The organism is Paenibacillus sp. alder61 (assembly GCF_020179875.1).
Classification (GTDB): Bacteria; Bacillota; Bacilli; order Paenibacillales; family Paenibacillaceae; genus Fontibacillus; species Fontibacillus faecis.
Genome location: NZ_JAIUDG010000001.1, coordinates 335,391 through 352,262, shown reverse-complemented (window position 1 = coordinate 352,262; position 16,872 = coordinate 335,391). Strand labels below are relative to the sequence as shown.

Here is a 16,872-nt window from a genome sequence, read left to right as displayed (position 1 = left end):
TCGGCCGGACCCTACCCACCACGATAGGCGCATAGAGGCCCGGCCGATTCCGATTCAAGCCCGTTTACGACTCGGGAGCCAAAGCGCTGGACAAGCGCGCCATACCGCTGAGTCCTTTCATTCCTCCGTACAGCGTGTAGAAGAAGGAGTCCGGAGCCTCCAGCGAAAAGGAGAGATACTGCTTCGGATCGATGCCGAGCATTTTTTCGAACAACTCCGCCGTGTCGTAGGCGTAAAAACAGAAGTAAGTGTATGCGAATTCCGGCATCTTCTCGGCGATCGTCACGATTTCGGCCGCGTAACGCTCCAAATCGCTTTCGGCCTCGGCGATCATGGCGAGCGCGTCTTCCAAGCCCACTTGGATGTTCAGGGTCTTTTCATCGATAATCTCAATCGTGGCCAACGGGATCACCTCCTTGGCTTCTTATTCCGTCTTTCCGATTTTCACCCGGAAAACATCCGGGCCTTGCTCCAGATAGTCCCAAGTAAAGCGTCCGGGATGCATCGCTTCAAACTGAAAACGCAGCGGCACGGGATCGTGATCGTTGACGAGCAGCATCGCTTCACCCGGCTCCAGGCCGTTGAAGGCGGCGAAGATCGTTTTATGTTTTAATTGCGGCGGATACTCCGTGGCGTTGACGGTTGTTTTGATGGTTTGGCTCATGGTTGGCCCTCCTGTTTATTTAAAATTGAAGCTTTGCACTCAGTATATCAACCGGCTCATGTGCAGTTGTGATACAAATCACAAAATAAAATCACAGGTATAATTTCTCCACAAGGCTTCGGTATTCCGACAAAGTCCAAGTGAGGCGCCTCACGAACGCTCCGCAAAAGTGCACCCTTTCAGGGAACGGATAATCAATGTAAACGAAGGTTATCGGATCTTTCGGTGGAGCTTGCTCACGGAATGTCCGCTTTTTTTTGCGTCCGGATCGTGTATAATGGATACAGAATAGTACAGATTGGGATTGGGGGTATAACAGTTGCAGGGGCATGAGGAAAGCGTAACCAAGCATGAGCAGCTGCTACAGCATATCGAGAGTCTCAAAATCGGAACCAAAATATCGGTGCGCAAACTGGCGAAAGGGATGGGAGTCAGCGAAGGAACCGCCTATCGTGCGGTTAAGGAAGCGGAGAATCTCGGGATCGTCATCACGAAGGAACGGATCGGAACCGTTCGCGTAGAGAAGAAGCCGCGGAATATTACCGACCAACTGACGTTCGGGGACGTGGTCGAAATCGTCGAAGGGCATGTGCTGGGCGGAGCCGACGGCCTGGACAAAAACCTTCATAAATATGTGATCGGCGCAATGAAGATCGACGCCATGGCCCGCTATATCGATGCGGGAAGCCTTTTGATCGTAGGGAACCGGGAGGACGCCCATTCGCTCGCACTGGAACAGGGCGCGGGCGTGCTGATTACCGGCGGTTTCGGAACGAGCCGGGAAGTCAAAACTTTGGCCGACCGCTTGTCGCTGCCGATCATCTCTTCGCGGCACGATACGTTTACGGTAGCCTCGATGATCAACCGGGCGATCTTCGACCGTCTCATCAAGAAGAAAATTATGCTCGTGGAAGATATCGTCGTGCGTAAGCCGAAGGTCAACATGCTGAAGGTGACCAGCAATATTTCCGACTTCGATCAATTGTCGATCGAAACCGGGGCGCAGCATTTTCCGGTGGTGGACGAATGGAACCGCGTCATCGGCATCGTCAGCCGCAAAGATGTGGAGGAACTCAGCGGGGACCAGAGCATAGAAAAATGCCTGACGCGCCATCCGATTACGGTCGGGCTGCAAACGTCGCTCGCTTCGGCGGCCCAAATCATGGTTTGGGAAGGGATCGACTTCCTGCCTGTCGTCGACCGCAACCGGAAGCTGATTTCTTCGGTAACGCGGAGGGAAGTGCTGCAGGCCATGCGCGATGCCCGGAATCAGCCGCAGCTTGGCGAAACGTTCGAGCATCTCATGTGGAACGGATTCGCGGAGGAAAGGGACGAGAACGGCCGGCTGTTTTTTCACGGGATGATTACGCCGCAAATGGCTACGGACCTCGGAACGATTTCCCATGGCGTGCTTACATCGCTGATGACCCAGGCGGGCCTGAACGCTGCGAAGGATGCGAGCGGGGCGGACTATGTGGTGGACAACCTGACGACGTATTTCGTCCGTCCGGTGCAGATCGAGAATCCGGTCGTCATCACGCCGGTTGTCCTGGAGATGAGCCGCCGGGCGTGCAAGCTGGAAATCGTCATGACCTATCAGGATTTCCTGGTGTCCAAGGCCGTCATGACGCTGCAGTCCATCGACCACGCTTAAGCGTGGTCATAACGCTGTCGTTATTCCGGGTTCCGGCGGGAGAAGATTCCGTGGTTGCGGATGCCGGCGAATATATTGAAGGCGCCGAGCACCATAAACAAGGCGCCGACGACAACGCGAACCGTCGAGCCGCTAAAGATAAGCATTTGAATCAGTGCAAGCATGATCAGCATGGTGCCCATACTGATATTCGATTTGGCCTGGGCGATCCCGCGGATCCGCGCATCAAGCGAACGCCGGGATTTAATGCTGAAAAAGATGGAGCAGACGCTGGAAACAATCAGGCAGGCGTATAGAATATAGGTTAAAGCTTCAATCATGGGAAGAAGTCACGGCTCCTTTTTAAATGATGGAATTGTGATATTTATCATTGTAGCATGATTCCTTAGCTTCGCACATAGGGCCTGATATCGACCCAGATCTGGAGTACGCCTTCGCTCACCAGCATCGTTTTCACCTGAATCGCGTATTCCTTGTCCCGCACGGCATAAATTTTCCGGTCCAGCAGCGTCCGGGCCATTTTGGCGTCGGAGTCGATTTCGAACATGCTACGGCCGCGCAGCACTTCCAATTCCTCATGCAATTGCTGAACGACCTCTTTGACGGCCAGCGCGTCCAAGGGCGGGTCGCGATCTTCGACCCGGACTTTTATTTCCTTGATCACGGTAGAGCGTTTATGGTACTTTTTCAGCGTTTTGTTGTCTTCCTCCGCCTGATAGAGTTGAATTTGCAAATCTTTATTCTCCAGCCAAAGTTTATTGAAGCTGGCCTGATAGACGATGTTGAACCCGATGCTGCCGGCGACCATGCCGAGAATAAAGACGGCGGCCAATTGCATAAACCGCTTAAAACCTTTTAGGGTTTCCCGCGCTTCGACTCTGCGTTCGCTCATCCCCGGCTGCCTCCGCACATCCACCTCACGAGTTCCGAGCCCATATGGGCCCCGAGAAACGCAAACAGCAAATATAAAATTTGCTTGATCGCCGGGGACAAATTCCCGTCGAAGAAATTGCTTTCGATGACCCGCATCGGGTCGATCGTACCGCCAACCGCGGCGGCGAGCGCCCATATCTTAATCCTTCCCGCGATATCCAGCATCGTCTGCGTCGGTGGCTGCATGGACACGATGGCCCCCAGTCCCCCGACCATAGCCCCCCCGACGACGATGCCGAACGCTACAAAAAAATCCATGACCGCCTTAGTCAGAAACGTACTCATCCGATAGGCCTCCCTCTTCGCAAATCCATCCGTTATTTCGCTTGTCCATTCCGGTTCTATATCATTCTATGGGCGCAATCAGGCAATCTATGATAAAATATTTAAAAAGGGAACAAATGTTTTGATTTAAGTCCTAGTCCACAAAATTTTGGTTCCATTGGAAAGGAAGGAAACGCATGGACAGCTTCGTTCATCTCCACGTACATAGTGAATACAGCCTCCTCGACGGCGCGGCCCGTCTGGAAGATCTGGTTGCCAAAGCGGCCGCTTTTGGCATGAAGGCGTTGGCGCTGACCGATCACGGCGTGATGTACGGCGCGGTTCCTTTTTATAAATTGTGCCGGTCGCACGGCATCAAGCCGATTATCGGCTGCGAGATGTATTTTACAGCGGGCTCCCGAAAGGAGCGGGGGAGCCGGAAGGACCAGCCGATCCACCACCTGATTTTGCTGGCCAAGAACGAGGTCGGGTACCGGAATCTGATGCGGCTTTGCTCGATCGGCCATCTGGAAGGCTTTCATTACAAGCCGCGGATCGATTGGGAGGTGCTGGAGCGCCACAAGGAAGGCCTGGTTTGTCTCAGCGCCTGCCTCGGCGGCGAGGTACCGCATCATCTGCTGCACGGGCGGCCGGAAGAGGCGAAGCGGGCCGCGCTTCGTTACCGCGACGCGTTCGGGGAAGACTTCTACCTGGAGCTTCAGGATCACGGCATGCCCGAACAGAAGAAGGTTAACCCGCTGCTCGTCGAACTGGCGCGCGAAACGGGAATCGGTCTGGTGGCCACGAACGACGTGCATTGTCTCGGGGAAGAAGACGCCGAGGTCCAGGATGTGCTGATCTGCATCGGAACGGGCAAGACGGTGGAGGACGAGGATCGCTTCAAGATCGGGACCAGCCAGCTATATATGAAGAGCGGACCGCAGATGGCCGCCTTGTTTCCCCATATTTCCGAAGCGTTGGACAATACGGCGAAGATCGCGGACAAATGCGAGCTGGAGCTTACGTTCGGGCGGCATATTTTACCCGAATTTCGGCCTGTACCGGAAGGGATGACGTCGGCGACTTACCTGGCTTCGCTGTGCGAGCGGGGGCTCGAAGAGCGGTATGGAGACCAGGAGATTTGGCGGGATGAAGCGGAGCGGGCGAAGCTCCGGGAGCGGCTTCATTACGAGCTTGAGGTCATCGGCAGCATGGGCTTCTCCGATTATTTCCTCATCGTGTGGGATTTTATCGCCTATGCGCACCGCCACGGTATCGCCGTCGGACCCGGGCGGGGTTCGTCGGCCGGAAGTTTGGTTGCTTATGTGCTGCGTATCACCAACGTCGATCCGATCAAATACCGGCTCCTGTTCGAACGTTTTCTCAACCCCGAGCGCGTGACGATGCCGGATATCGATATCGATTTCAGCGACGAGCGGCGCGACGAAGTGATCGCCTATGTGGCTGACAAATACGGCGCCGAGCATGTCGCGCAGATCATTACGTTCGGAACGATGGCGGCGCGTGCGGCCGTCCGCGATGTGGGCCGGGCGCTGAACGTGCCCTTCGGGGAGGTCGATAAGGTCGCCAAATTGATTCCCGGAAACTTGGGGATGACGATTGAACGGGCCATGAAGGAAAGCCCGGATTTGAAGCAGTTGTACGACACGCAGCCCCGGGTTCGCAAATTGCTGGATACGGCCCGGAAAGTGGAGGGTATGCCCCGGCACGCCTCCACCCATGCCGCCGGCGTGGTCATATCCCGCGATCCGCTGACGGATGCGGTACCGCTGCAGGCCGGCGGTGAAGGAACGGCTTTGACCCAGTATTCCATGGAGAATCTGGAATCCGTCGGCTTGCTGAAGATGGACTTTCTCGGCCTGCGCACGCTGTCCATTATCGAGCGATGCATGCGCTGGATCGGGGAGCAAACGGGCGATACGCCGGATTTCCGGCTGGTTCCCGACGACGATCCGCTTACTTATGAGATGCTCGGTAACGGCGAAACGACCGGCGTATTCCAGCTTGAATCGGCGGGGATGCGCCGGGTGCTCCGCGAGCTGAAACCGACGGTCTTCGAAGATATCATCTCGGTTTTGGCCTTGTATCGGCCGGGTCCGATGGAGTTTATTCCGAAGTTTATTTCGGGCAAACACGGGCAGACGGCGGTGGATTACCCGCACGGGGATCTGGAGCCGATCCTCAAGGATACGTACGGCATTATCGTGTATCAGGAGCAGATTATGCAGATCGCTTCCCGGATGGCCGGATTTTCACTGGGGGAAGCGGATTTGCTGCGGCGAGCCGTATCGAAGAAGAAGCGCGAGGTGCTGGACGAGCAGCGCGGCCACTTCGTGGCCGGAAGCAAGGCGCAGGGATACCGCGAGGAGGAGGCGAACGCGGTATACGATATGATCGTGCGCTTTGCGGATTACGGCTTCCCCCGGGCCCATGCGGCCGCTTACGGCGTACTCGCTTTTCAAACGGCCTATTTGAAAGCTCACTATCCCGTGCATTTTATGGCGGCCATGCTGACCGCCGTCATGGGAAGCCACCGCAAAGTGGCGGAATATATTGTCGAATGCCGGCGGATGGGGATTACCGTGCTGCCGCCGGACGTGAACGAAAGCGGGATTCTTTTCACACCACAGGCGGGAGCGCCGGGCGAAAGTGCGGACCGTGACGCTCACGGCGGGGATGGGGGCGCCGCGTCTTCCCTCGGCATTATCCGCTTTGGGCTGGCGGCGATCAAAAACGTCGGCACCCAAGCGATGGAGAGTATTTTGCAGGAGCGGAAAGAGCGGCCGTTCGACAGCTTGCTCGATTTTTGCCGCCGCGTCGATCTTCGGGTATGCAACAAGCGGGTGATCGAGTCCCTGATCCAGGGCGGCGCCTTCGACGCGCTGCCGGGCCACCGGGCCCAACTGCTCGCCATGTTGGACGAGACGGTGGAAGCGGCGCTGAAATGGCGCAAAGAACGGGAGGATCTGCAGATCCAGCTATTCGACTTCGAATTGACGCCGAATTGGGACATCGAGTATCCGGAGATTCCGAAGTTTACGGCGACCCAGCAACTGGAGCTGGAACGCGAGCTGCTCGGCCTGTACCTCTCAGGCCATCCGCTGGACGACTATGAGGATGTCCTTGAGGATGAAGGGACGGAACGCCTGATGGAGCTGGCCGATGCCGTCGATGGCCGTAAAATTGTGGCCGCCGGGATGGTCGTTTCCGTGAAGTCGATCACGACGAAACAAGGGAAGGCCATGGCGTTCATGGAGCTGGAGGACCAGATCGAACGCTGCGAGGTCGTGCTGTTCCCCGAGGTGTGGCGGCGGTGCTCCGGGCACGTCGCCAAAGGGGCTCTGCTGGCGCTTCGCGCCACCGTCCAGCAGCAGGACGAAGGCTTCAAGCTGCTGGCCGACGAGGTGGCGCCGCTCAGCGCGCAGAGCCTCGCGCAGTTGAAGCGCGGCCTCGCCCGGGGCGGACGCGCCGCGGCTGCGCCGTCGGGCCCGGGCCCAGCCGCGCCCGGCGCCCGCGGGCCCGCTGCGCCTGCGGGTGCGCCAGGCGCAGCGCGAGATCGGAAGACGCCGGCGCAGCAGCGCGTCTTCATCAAGATCACGGCGGCGGCGGAGAACGCCGGCCTGCTGGAGCAGCTGAAGGCGCTGCTCGTGAAGCATGCCGGTCCCGTGGAAACCGTGCTGTTCTACGAGAGCACCGGCAAGCTGCTCGCCTTGAACGAACGTTACGGCGTCAAGCCGTCTCCGGAGCTGCTCCGGCAATTGGAGGAGCTGATGGGGCCCGACACCGTCAAAGTCAAATAAACTGTAAAGCCGGGGGTTCATGTCATGAGTCCCCCCGGCTTTTTTTCATGAACATTTCAAGTTTGCCCCGCATACACATAGGAACACCAGATAGAAGTGTCCAATGAATTCGGGAGGGATCGGATTTGTCCTATGAGGTAGCGGAGGCTTGGCTTAAGCGCAGGGGAGTGACGCTGGAGGAAATCGCCGGAATCGTATACACGCTCCAGGCGCCGTATCATGCGGACCTGAAGGCGGAGGAATGTTTGGACAGCGTCAGAGCGGTGCTGAACAAGCGAGAGGTGCAGTATACCTTGTTCACCGGGATCGCGCTGGACGAACTCGCGGAGCGCAAGCTGCTGCCGGAGCCGCTTCAGGCCATACTCGAAGCGGATGAGCCGCTGTACGGGGTGGACGAGACGATGGCCCTCGGCATTACGAGCGTCTTCGGCATGATCGGTCTGACGAGCTTCGGTTATTTGGACAAGATGAAACCGGAAATTATCGGCAGACTCAACAATGAGGGGGGACGCATCCACGTGTTTCTGGATGATTTGGTGGCGGGTCTCGCCGCGGCCGCGTCCGCCCGGATCGCCCATAAGAGCAGCGGGGCCGCGGTTTACCCGGCGGAATAGGGCGTGATAAGGCGGAATAAAGAGTGATAAAGTGAGATAAAGTGAGATAAAGTGAGATAAAGTGAGATAAAGAGCGGTAAAGTGCGGTAAGTGCGGTAAAGCGTGATAAGACGTGATAAGCCGTCAGGCTGTGGTGCAATGCTCCAGCCCCGGCGGTCACTCCCGCCGCCGCCCGGAATAGCGGTCGTTTGGGGCGCTATATCGGTCCGATTTGGCTATGGAGGGAAAATAGCGGTCAAAAAAGGCCTTATTTCCCTGTTGAGGCGCCCGGAATCGGGATTTTGCCCGATTTCCCCAGAAATAAGGCCTCAAAAGACCGCTATTTCCTGCCCATGAGCCAAATTCGACAAAATAGCGCCTCAAAAGACCGTTATTTCCCCCTCCCGCCTAAAGGTGGGGGGAAACGCCCTTACGGCGGGCAGCTCCAGCGCCAGCCCCGGCGATCACTCCCGCCGCCCTTCGGAATAGCGGCCAGATTTAACGCTGCAGCCGAAGCGGCTTAATCCCCCGTTTTTTCTCCGGCACCAGGTTCCGTCCCTTTGTTGCGGGATTTTTCAAAATTATGTTATCATTACTCTATTATATGGGCTCGAGAAAAGATTGGGGGCTTAGAAGAGGACATGTGGACTGTTATGTACATTGCGCCCACCGCCAAAATGGCGGACATGATCAAGACGAAACTCACCGAAGAAGGCTTTCTTGTCCAAACACGTCCTGTTAATCTATCCAAACAGCAGTTTGAAATTTTAGTTCCTTCCGGCGAACTGGAAGAGGTTCAAGAGGTTCTTAATTCGATATTGCATCCCTGAGGGCAAGGAAATAGGCATGGGCTACTTACCGGCATTGTTTCCTTGTCTTGCTGTGATGCGGCCAATAAATTTAACGGCTGAAGAGGTGTAGTTGTGTTTAAAGACTTGTTTCAGAAAAAAAGGAAATACGCGACCATTCCTTCAGAACGTTTGGGGACCAGCCAAAGTCCGCAGTCGGGAGACCGGCCGAAGCGTGAAATACCTGAGGGTCTGATGAATAAGTGCAGCCGTTGCGGCAGCATCCAATACAGCAAAGAGCTTGAGAAGAATCTTAAAGTCTGCTCCTCCTGCGGGCACCATATGCGTTTGAACGCCTTGGAACGGATTCAAATGACGTTGGATGAGGGAAGCTTCCTTGAATACGATGCGGATTTGGTATCCGTCGATCCGCTTGATTTTCCGGGGTATGTGAACAAGCTGGAGCAGCAGAAGCTGAAATCCGGGCTTCGCGAGGCTGTTGTCACCGGAGAGGGGACGATTGGCGGATTTCCGGCGGTGGTGGCCGTGATGAGCTTTGATTTCTTCACGGGCAGTATGGGCTCCGTTGTTGGCGAGAAGATCACGAGAGCCATTGAAACGGCGACGGAGAAGCGTCTGCCGCTGATCATCTTCTCCACTTCGGGCGGCGCGCGGATGCAGGAGAGCATTTTAAGTCTGATGCAGATGGCCAAGACCAGCGCGGCGCTAGCCCGTCTGGACGAGCAGGGCGGCCTGTACATTTCGGTCATTACGGACCCGACAACGGGGGGCGTTTCGGCCAGCTTCGCCATGCTCGGCGATATCATTATCGCCGAACCCGGCGCGGTATTCGGTTTTGCCGGCCGGATCGTGATCGAGCAGACGATTCGCCAGAAGCTGCCGGATGATTTTCAGACGGCGGAGTTCAATTTGCAGCACGGTCAACTGGACATGGTCGTCCATCGCAAAGAGCTGCGGGCAACTTTGGCCCAGGTGCTGGATCTGCACAGCGTGAAGGGAGGAGTTAATCATGGCGGGTGAGCTGCCTTTTGAAGCCCCTCTCGTGAAGCTTCGCGAGAAAATCCGGGAGCTGGAGCAGTTCGGTCAGGAGAAGGGGATCGATTTCAACGAGGAAATCGCCCGGTTGGAAGAGCGGTACAAACAGCTGGAGGAGGAGATCTACAGCAGCATCTCCCCTTCGCAAAAGATGCATTTGGCGCGGCATCATCAACGTCCCACTTCCCTGGATTTGATCGAGCTTATTTTTGAGGATTTCATGGAACTCCATGGCGACCGCGTGTTTGGAGACGATTTGGCCGTTGTCGGCGGACTGGCGAAGCTGAACGGGACGCCGGTCACCGTGCTCGGACAGCAGCGGGGTAAGGATACCAAGGACAATATCGCCCGCTTCTTCGGCAGCGCGCATCCCGAGGGCTTCCGCAAGGCGCTTCGCCTGATGCGGCAAGCGGATAAATTCGGCCGTCCGATCGTTACGTTTATCGATACGAAGGGAGCTTACCCGGGGATTACGGCGGAGGAAAGAGGACAGTCGGAAGCGATCGCCCGGAATTTGCTGGAGATGGCCAAGCTCCGGGTTCCCGTCGTCTGCGTTGTCATCGGCGAGGGTGGCAGCGGCGGCGCGCTTGCGCTGGGCGTCGGAAACCGGGTTTTGATGCTGGAGAACGCGATCTATTCCGTTATTTCGCCGAATGGAGCGGCTTCGATTCTTTGGAAGGACGCCTCCAAAGCCGACCAGGCGGCGGAAGCGATGAAGATTACCGCCCAGGATTTGCTGGAGATGGACGTGATCGAGGAGATCGTACCGGAGCCCCGAGGCGGCGCTCACCGGGACTACCAGACTACGGCCATGGCGATCAAGGAGAGCGTGGTTCGGCATTTGGAAGAATTGTCGCTGATGAATCCGGACGAGCTCGTGGAAGACAGATACCGGAAATTCCGTAAAATCGGGGAATTTGCCGAGGGCGGAGCGAGCCGGACGCCGGAAATCGAAGCAGAGCCCATTATAGATTCCTCCCTAGTGGGTAATGACTAGATAGACTGTTACAATATGATAAACTTCCTATACAAAATGGGGAAAATGTAGTAAATTTAATTGTTGGAAATGATGCATAGAGAGAACTAAATAAACGGAGGAAACCCAAAATGCGCAAAACAAAAATCGTATGTACTATCGGTCCTTCCAGCGAATCGTTAGACAACACCAAGAAATTGATCATGGCCGGGATGAACGTCGCTCGCCTGAACTTCTCCCACGGAGATTTCGAGGAGCATGGCAACCGGATCAAAACGATCCGCCAAGCGAGCGAAGAGTTGGGGAAATCAATCGCCATACTGCTGGACACGAAAGGTCCTGAAATCCGCACCGGCAAATTGAAGGAAGAACCGATCGAGCTTGTGCAAGACGAGTTCATTACTTTGACCACCGAAGAAATCCTCGGTGACAAAGACCGCATCTCCATCACCTACAAAGAACTTCCTGGCGATGTGGAAGTCGGTTCGACCATTCTGATCGATGACGGTTTGATCGGTTTGACCGTAGTGGATATTCAAGGAACGGAAATCAAGTGTCGGATCGTCAACGGCGGTACCATCAAGAGCAAGAAGGGCGTTAACGTCCCGGGCGTGAACATTTCCCTGCCAGGCATCACCGAGAAAGACGCTAACGATATCATCTTCGGGATCGAACAAGGCATCGATTTCATTGCGGCTTCCTTCGTTCGTAAAGCCAGCGACGTTCTTGAAATCCGTCAATTGCTGGAGCGTCACAATGCAACGCACATCCAAATCATTTCTAAGATCGAAAACCAGCAAGGTGTGGACAACCTGGATGAGATTTTGGAAGTTTCCGACGGCCTGATGGTTGCCCGCGGGGACTTGGGTGTGGAAATTCCGGCGGAAGATGTGCCGTTGGTGCAAAAGCGCATGATCGAGAAATGTAACCGTGTCGGCAAACCGGTTATCACGGCAACGCAAATGCTGGATTCGATGCAGCGCAACCCTAGACCTACGCGTGCGGAAGCCAGCGACGTGGCCAATGCCATTTTCGACGGTACCGACGCGATCATGCTGTCCGGCGAAACGGCTGCCGGGAAATATCCGGTGGAATCCGTGTTGACGATGTCGCGTATTGCCGAGAAGGCGGAATCCGCGCTGGAATATCGCGAAATCTTCATCAAGCAAAGCAATGCCCAACAAACGACGGTAACCGAGGCGATTTCCCAAGCGGTAGCCAACTCCGCCCTGGATCTGAACGCCAAAGCGATCATCACTTCGACGGAAACGGGCTATACCGCTCGTATGGTCTCCAAATACCGTCCGAAAGCGCCGATTATCGCCGTGACCACGGAAGACCAAACGCTGCGCCGTCTTGCGCTGAACTGGGGCGTAACTCCGGTCAAAGGCCAATTGGCTTCTTCCACGGACGAAATGTTCGACAACGCGATGAAGGGCGGATTGGATTCCGGTCTTGTGAAGGAAGGCGATCTGGTTGTGATCACCGCGGGGATTCCGCTGGGACGCTCCGGTTCGACAAACCTGGTCAAAATCGGACAAATCCGCAAGTAATAGCTTTAGATACAGCAAGCCGCATATCGGAAGCAATGGTTTGCCCGTGCCAACGGGCTTTCCATTGCTTTTTTGCTAGATTAAGCCGGGCTTATAGTAGATTTGAACGAAAAAGGAGGGACCCGGGATGCATGTTAGCGAACTGGCGATCAAACCCAAATATTTTGAATTCGACATGATGGGCATTGTCTATCATGCGCACTATCTGGGCTGGTTTGAGGCGGGACGGACCGCGCTGATCGAGGAACTGGGACTGAACTATATTCATATGGAGCAGGCGGGATATATTTCGCCGGTTCATGAGATGAAGGTCGAGTACCGAAAAGGCATCCGTTACGGGGACGACGTATTGCTTCGCACCTGGATCCGTTCGAACGGCGGGGTCAAAACGGAGTATGCCTATGAGGTCCTTAACGGGGAAGGCGAACTCTGCGTCGTCGGATCCTCTACGCATTACGTGGTCCGCAGGGAGGATTTCAAGCCCGTTCAGTTCAAAAAAGTATTTCCGGATTGGTACGACGTATTCGAGCGGGCCAGTAAATTTTGATTCCGGCAGACCAAAACGTTACAATACTCTTTAGAGCTTTGCTATAATTCATGGAGTTACGCCGCAGGAAAAAGGAGTTATTGTATGCGCAAATGGATAGCGGGATTTGTCGTGATCGTTCCCCTGGTAGAATTTTGGGGTTATGTTTGGGTCGGGGAGCGGCTTGGCGTTGGAAAGACGATCTTTCTGACCTTGGCCACTTCGGTTATCGGCCTCCTAATGATGCAGTTTGAGGGCCGAAAACTGATGGCGGATGCCAAATCTCAAATGATTGGCAATCAGATTCCCGGCAAGATGATGATTGAGGGTCTCTGCGTATTCGGCGGCGGAATCCTGCTGCTGATTCCGGGTTTTGTTACCGATGCGATCGGGTTTACGATGGTATTTCCTTTAACGCGTCCCCTTTATCGTCTGCTATTGATGAAATGGATCGGCAAAAAAATCAAAGACGGAACGATTACCTTTTTCCGGCGTTGACTTTTTGACCTTTTTTCGCTATAACTAGTTTTAACCTATTTGAAATTTCATATGAAATATCTAGGAACGGGACAGTACGCTGCTGGAAACCATAATAGCGAGCCGGGAAGGTGGAAGCCGGTATGGGGAAGCTTAGCGGAAGCGGGCCCGGGAGATGGTTTGCCCAAAGCGTCGGGTTCGCCGAGCCGTAAGCAAACCCGGGTGTAGGCCGTTATCCTTCAGAGGGGTCGGGACTTTTGTCCCGGCACGCAGAGTGGTACCGCGGGAACTGTAAAGTCTCTCGTCTCTTCATGAGATGAGGGGCTTTTTTTATTTGGAGAAAAGAGGGGATTGAAATGGAACGGTTTAAAAAGATCATCGCCGAACAGCTCGCCGGCCTGTTGCATGAAGTGACGGAAGAGGAGATCGGGGGGCTGCTGGAAATTCCGCGCGATGCCGCGATGGGGGACTTGTCTTTTCCCTGCTTTACGTTAGCCAAACAGCGCAAAGCTTCCCCCGCGGGGATCGCCCGGGAGCTTGAGGAGGGGCTTCATGCCCGGGGAATCGCCGGTTCCGGCCTTATCAAAGTGTCGTCGCAAGCGGGTTACGTCAACTTTTCTTTGGATCACGCCGCAGTAGCCGAGGCGATATTGCCCGGAATTTTAGAAAGCGGGGAACGGTATGGAGCGGGGGAGGACGGCGAAGGGAAAACGGTCGTGATCGATTTTTCCTCCCCGAATATCGCCAAGCCTTTTCACGTGGGACATCTGCGATCCACCGTCATCGGAAGCTCGCTGTACCGGATATTTTCGCATCTGGGTTACCGTTGTGTCGGGATTAATCACCTGGGTGATTGGGGGACGCAGTTCGGGAAGCTGATCACGGCCTATCTCCGTTGGGGAAACGCCGCCCGCCTGGAGGAAGCGGCTATCGACGAACTGCTGGGGCTGTACGTGCGTTTTCATGAGGAGGCCGACAAAGATCCCGCTTTGGAGGATGAGGCCAGAGAGTGGTTCGTCAAAATGGAGCGGGGAGACGCGGAGGCTAAGAAGCTGTGGAAACGGTTCGTCGATGTAAGTCTGGCGGAATTCCAGAAGATCTACGATCGGCTCGGCGTGCGGTTTGATTTTGTGACCGGGGAGAGCTTTTACAATGAGTATATGGATGAGGTTGTGCGGGAACTGAGGGAAAAACGCCTGCTTGAGGAGGATGAGGGCGCTTGGCTTGTCCGCCTCGAGGAGTACGGCATGCCCCCGGCCTTGATTCTGAAAAAAGACGGCAGCTCCCTCTACCCTACCCGCGACATAGCGGCGGCGCTGTACCGGAAGCGGACCTTCGGTTTCCATAAAGCCTTGTATGTGACGGACTATTCGCAAAGCCTGCATTTTAGCCAATGGTTTAAGGTGATCGAACGGATGGGCTACGGGTGGGCGTCCGAACTTGTCCACGTTCCGTTTGGTCGGGTCAGCCTCGAGGGCGAGGCCCTGTCCACCCGGAGGGGGAAGGTCGTCCGGCTGGAAGAGGTGCTCGATCAGGCGGTTTCCAAAATCCGCGGAATTATCGAGGAGAAGAATCCCGAGCTGGAGAACAAGGACGAGGTGGCCAAGCAAGTCGGCGTGGGGGCCGTCATCTTTAATGATCTTAGGGGAAACCGGATCAAAGACATCGATTTTTCCTGGAAAGAGGCGCTGAGCTTTGAAGGAGAAACAGGGCCATACGTGCAATATACGTATGCCCGGGCCTGCAGCGTACTGCGCATGGGTACGGAGGTCGCGGATGTGCAGGAGGTCAACCTGAAACCGGGAACCGATTGGGATCCTCGGCAGTTGGACGGCGAGGCGGAGTTCAGGATGATCAAACAGCTTGCCTTGTTCCCGGAAGTGGTCCGGCAGGCGGCCGTCAAGCTGGAGCCTTCGCTGATTACGCGCTATTTGGTGGATACCGCCCAGGCTTTTAACCGTTTTTACCACGATTGCCCGATCTTGAAAGAAGAAGCGACGCTGCGCCTCGCTCGTCTTGCCCTCGTTCAAGGGGTTCGGTTCACGCTAAAGACCGGGCTGGGGCTGATCGGTCTCCAAGCGCCGGAACGGATGTAAGGCCGGCGTGAGAAAGAAAGGCCGCGATGCGTCATCGCAGCCTTCCGTTCACGATATAGTTGCGGAGATCGCGAAGCACGCCCGCGCGAATCATGGCGCCGACGACGACGAAGGAGACGGGGCCGATGATCAGCCCCAATACGCCGAACAGCTTCAGGCCGACGAACATGGCGATCAGCGTGGGAAGGGGATCGAGGCCGACGCTGCTCGCCAGCACTTTGGGCTCGATCAGCTGGCGCGCGACCAGAATGACGCCGTACAGGATCGACAGGCCGATCCCCAATCTGAGGTCCCCCGTCATATAGGCATAGACCAACCAGGGGATCATGACGGTTCCGACCCCGAGATACGGGAGCAGATCCACAAGGCCGATTAGCAGCGCATAGGTGAATGCGGAATCGACGCGAAGAATCAGCAGGCCGATCAGGACGATCACAGCCGTAATCGAGATCATGATGAACTGGGCGCGCAAATACCCGAACAGCGCTTTTTGCAAATCCCTCCAGACCTCTCCGGCGGTCTTGCGAAAGGCGGGAGGGATAAAGCCGGCGAGAAACCGGATATGGCGCTCCCAGTTTTTGCTGATAAAAAAAGCGGCCAGCAAGATGACGACCAAAATCAGCCCGAGATTGGGCAGCGAGGTCAACAGTTGAACGATCCCGCTTAGCAGTCCGCTGAGCAGGCGGGATATAGCCGAGCTGATCGTGCTTGTCGTGTTGTCGATGTTCTGATTGATCGTGTTTTCGTAATTGGGATTGTCGGCCACAAAGCGGTTGATTTCATTAATGATGTTTTGGATTCCTTCGCTTTGGCTCCATTCGACAAACCAATTCCGCCAGTTTTCGATATGCTGGTCCAATGATTCGGCCAGGCTGATCAGTTCCTTGACGAGCCGCGTGATGGCGGCGGACAGGACGACTCCGGCTCCCCCGAAATAAACGAGCAGCGCGGCGGTTACCGCGAGCCAGCGCGGCAGTTTGACGGCGTTCTGCAACCAGCGCACGAAGGGATTCATCGCATAGGCGATCAGCCAGGCGATCAGGAACGGATACATTAACGGCAGCACCCAATAAAAACCGCCGATCAGCAAAATGAGGACTAGGAGCACCCAGGTCCCGCGCAGCAGGCGTTTTCTCAACACATTATCCAAACGGCATTCCCCTTTTCGGACAGGTCCTAACTCTACCCTATTACTTAGCCTCTTTTTCTATGCCGGAAACAATTTATTCAGGAAGTTCATGAAGTCATCGAAAGAGAAAAGGTATAAAGTGATATTTATCATTGCAAAACGAAAGCGATTTCAAAAAAACATTTATCGTAGTGATAAAACAATTTGATATCCAGGATGGGGCTGTTCGGGTTCCCTTGCTTTCAAAAATCCAGTATGATGAATTTACAGGCTGAACCGAGTTACCGATGAACACGGTACCCGGCGTCATAGCCAGATATCTACTTCGTCCGGGCCTTGTTT

The 16,872-nt window shown here is 55.4% G+C and carries 16 protein-coding genes and 1 other annotated feature; of the genes, 10 read left to right on the top strand and 6 right to left on the bottom strand.

Annotated features, from left to right (window positions below):
* Positions 1 to 64 precede the first annotated feature (64 nt).
* Together LBW89_RS01570 and LBW89_RS01565 are read right to left on the bottom strand one after the other, a co-directional pair.
* Entirely contained in the window at positions 65 to 403 is a 339-nt protein-coding gene (locus LBW89_RS01570; RefSeq protein ID WP_148450529.1) for a hypothetical protein, read from the bottom strand.
* A gap of 21 nt (positions 404 to 424) precedes the next feature.
* Positions 425 to 664 carry a DUF2249 domain-containing protein gene (locus tag LBW89_RS01565; protein WP_148450528.1) on the bottom strand — a complete coding sequence of 80 codons (240 nt, stop codon included), beginning with the start codon at positions 662 to 664 and terminating at the stop codon, positions 425 to 427.
* 319 nt (positions 665 to 983) lie between these two features.
* Here LBW89_RS01565 and LBW89_RS01560 point away from each other — a divergent pair, with 319 nt between their 5' ends.
* A complete protein-coding gene (locus LBW89_RS01560) occupies positions 984 to 2,318 on the top strand; it encodes a DRTGG domain-containing protein (protein ID WP_148450527.1) in 1,335 nt (444 codons plus the stop codon).
* 20 nt (positions 2,319 to 2,338) lie between these two features.
* Here the strand turns inward: LBW89_RS01560 and LBW89_RS01555 are convergent, their stop codons facing one another.
* From LBW89_RS01555 to LBW89_RS01545, 3 genes are all read right to left on the bottom strand, one after another.
* Positions 2,339 to 2,638, bottom strand: coding sequence for a YtpI family protein (locus tag LBW89_RS01555; RefSeq protein ID WP_148450526.1), 300 nt, complete (start codon positions 2,636 to 2,638; stop codon positions 2,339 to 2,341).
* 65 nt (positions 2,639 to 2,703) lie between these two features.
* Complete coding sequence (locus LBW89_RS01550) at positions 2,704 to 3,210, bottom strand: hypothetical protein (protein ID WP_148450525.1); 507 nt, start codon at positions 3,208 to 3,210, stop codon at positions 2,704 to 2,706.
* Positions 3,207 to 3,536, bottom strand: a complete 330-nt coding sequence (locus tag LBW89_RS01545) for a YtrH family sporulation protein (RefSeq protein WP_148450524.1) — start codon at positions 3,534 to 3,536, stop codon at positions 3,207 to 3,209. The genes LBW89_RS01550 and LBW89_RS01545 overlap by 4 nt, the downstream gene beginning before the upstream one ends.
* Positions 3,537 to 3,712: 176 nt before the next feature.
* Between LBW89_RS01545 and LBW89_RS01540 the strand changes: the two genes are divergently transcribed.
* The 9 genes from LBW89_RS01540 to argS all read left to right on the top strand — a co-directional run bounded on the left by LBW89_RS01540 (position 3,713) and on the right by argS (position 15,401).
* Positions 3,713 to 7,336, top strand: coding sequence for a DNA polymerase III subunit alpha (locus tag LBW89_RS01540; RefSeq protein WP_148450523.1), 3,624 nt, complete (start codon positions 3,713 to 3,715; stop codon positions 7,334 to 7,336).
* Positions 7,337 to 7,461: 125 nt separating this feature from the next.
* Positions 7,462 to 7,950: a phosphatidylglycerophosphatase A gene (locus LBW89_RS01535; protein WP_148450522.1), complete on the top strand. Its 489-nt coding sequence runs from the start codon at positions 7,462 to 7,464 to the stop codon at positions 7,948 to 7,950.
* Positions 7,951 to 8,570: 620 nt separating this feature from the next.
* Positions 8,571 to 8,759 carry a glutamate decarboxylase gene (locus tag LBW89_RS01530; RefSeq protein ID WP_148450521.1) on the top strand — a complete coding sequence of 63 codons (189 nt, stop codon included), beginning with the start codon at positions 8,571 to 8,573 and terminating at the stop codon, positions 8,757 to 8,759.
* A gap of 93 nt (positions 8,760 to 8,852) precedes the next feature.
* Positions 8,853 to 9,758: an acetyl-CoA carboxylase, carboxyltransferase subunit beta gene (gene accD / locus LBW89_RS01525; protein WP_148450520.1), complete on the top strand. Its 906-nt coding sequence runs from the start codon at positions 8,853 to 8,855 to the stop codon at positions 9,756 to 9,758.
* Positions 9,748 to 10,770 carry an acetyl-CoA carboxylase carboxyltransferase subunit alpha gene (locus LBW89_RS01520; protein WP_148450519.1) on the top strand — a complete coding sequence of 341 codons (1,023 nt, stop codon included), beginning with the start codon at positions 9,748 to 9,750 and terminating at the stop codon, positions 10,768 to 10,770. Before accD ends, LBW89_RS01520 begins: the two co-directional genes overlap by 11 nt.
* Before the next feature lie 110 nt (positions 10,771 to 10,880).
* On the top strand, positions 10,881 to 12,302 hold the full coding sequence (gene pyk / locus LBW89_RS01515) for a pyruvate kinase (protein ID WP_148450518.1): 1,422 nt from the start codon (positions 10,881 to 10,883) through the stop codon (positions 12,300 to 12,302).
* 127 nt (positions 12,303 to 12,429) lie between these two features.
* Complete coding sequence (locus LBW89_RS01510; RefSeq protein WP_148450517.1) at positions 12,430 to 12,849, top strand: acyl-CoA thioesterase; 420 nt, start codon at positions 12,430 to 12,432, stop codon at positions 12,847 to 12,849.
* Between the two features lie 84 nt (positions 12,850 to 12,933).
* The gene (locus LBW89_RS01505) at positions 12,934 to 13,326 is read left to right on the top strand and encodes an FxsA family protein (protein ID WP_148450516.1); all 393 of its coding nucleotides are present in this window, start codon (positions 12,934 to 12,936) and stop codon (positions 13,324 to 13,326) included.
* 53 nt (positions 13,327 to 13,379) lie between these two features.
* Positions 13,380 to 13,617 (top strand) — a binding site (T-box leader).
* Between the two features lie 44 nt (positions 13,618 to 13,661).
* On the top strand, positions 13,662 to 15,401 hold the full coding sequence (gene argS, locus LBW89_RS01500; RefSeq protein ID WP_148450515.1) for an arginine--tRNA ligase: 1,740 nt from the start codon (positions 13,662 to 13,664) through the stop codon (positions 15,399 to 15,401).
* A 31-nt stretch (positions 15,402 to 15,432) separates the two neighbouring features.
* On the opposite strand, the gene ytvI is transcribed toward argS, so the two are convergent.
* On the bottom strand, positions 15,433 to 16,551 hold the full coding sequence (ytvI, locus tag LBW89_RS01495) for a sporulation integral membrane protein YtvI (RefSeq protein WP_148450514.1): 1,119 nt from the start codon (positions 16,549 to 16,551) through the stop codon (positions 15,433 to 15,435).
* Between the last annotated feature and the right edge of the window lie 321 nt (positions 16,552 to 16,872).

Bases quoted from the DNA above. Each gene is read 5' to 3' on its own strand.
- LBW89_RS01550 (WP_148450525.1), bottom strand. From the start codon at position 3,210: ATGAGCGAACGCAGAGTCGAAGCGCGGGAAACCCTAAAAGGTTTTAAG.
- LBW89_RS01510 (WP_148450517.1), top strand. From the start codon at position 12,430: ATGCATGTTAGCGAACTGGCGATCAAACCCAAATATTTTGAATTCGAC.
- argS (WP_148450515.1), top strand. From the start codon at position 13,662: ATGGAACGGTTTAAAAAGATCATCGCCGAACAGCTCGCCGGCCTGTTG.
- LBW89_RS01555 (WP_148450526.1), bottom strand. From the start codon at position 2,638: ATGATTGAAGCTTTAACCTATATTCTATACGCCTGCCTGATTGTTTCC.
- LBW89_RS01520 (WP_148450519.1), top strand. From the start codon at position 9,748: ATGGCGGGTGAGCTGCCTTTTGAAGCCCCTCTCGTGAAGCTTCGCGAG.
- LBW89_RS01565 (WP_148450528.1), bottom strand. From the start codon at position 664: ATGAGCCAAACCATCAAAACAACCGTCAACGCCACGGAGTATCCGCCG.
- LBW89_RS01530 (WP_148450521.1), top strand. From the start codon at position 8,571: ATGTGGACTGTTATGTACATTGCGCCCACCGCCAAAATGGCGGACATG.
- LBW89_RS01505 (WP_148450516.1), top strand. From the start codon at position 12,934: ATGCGCAAATGGATAGCGGGATTTGTCGTGATCGTTCCCCTGGTAGAA.
- LBW89_RS01540 (WP_148450523.1), top strand. From the start codon at position 3,713: ATGGACAGCTTCGTTCATCTCCACGTACATAGTGAATACAGCCTCCTC.
- LBW89_RS01545 (WP_148450524.1), bottom strand. From the start codon at position 3,536: ATGAGTACGTTTCTGACTAAGGCGGTCATGGATTTTTTTGTAGCGTTC.
- pyk (WP_148450518.1), top strand. From the start codon at position 10,881: ATGCGCAAAACAAAAATCGTATGTACTATCGGTCCTTCCAGCGAATCG.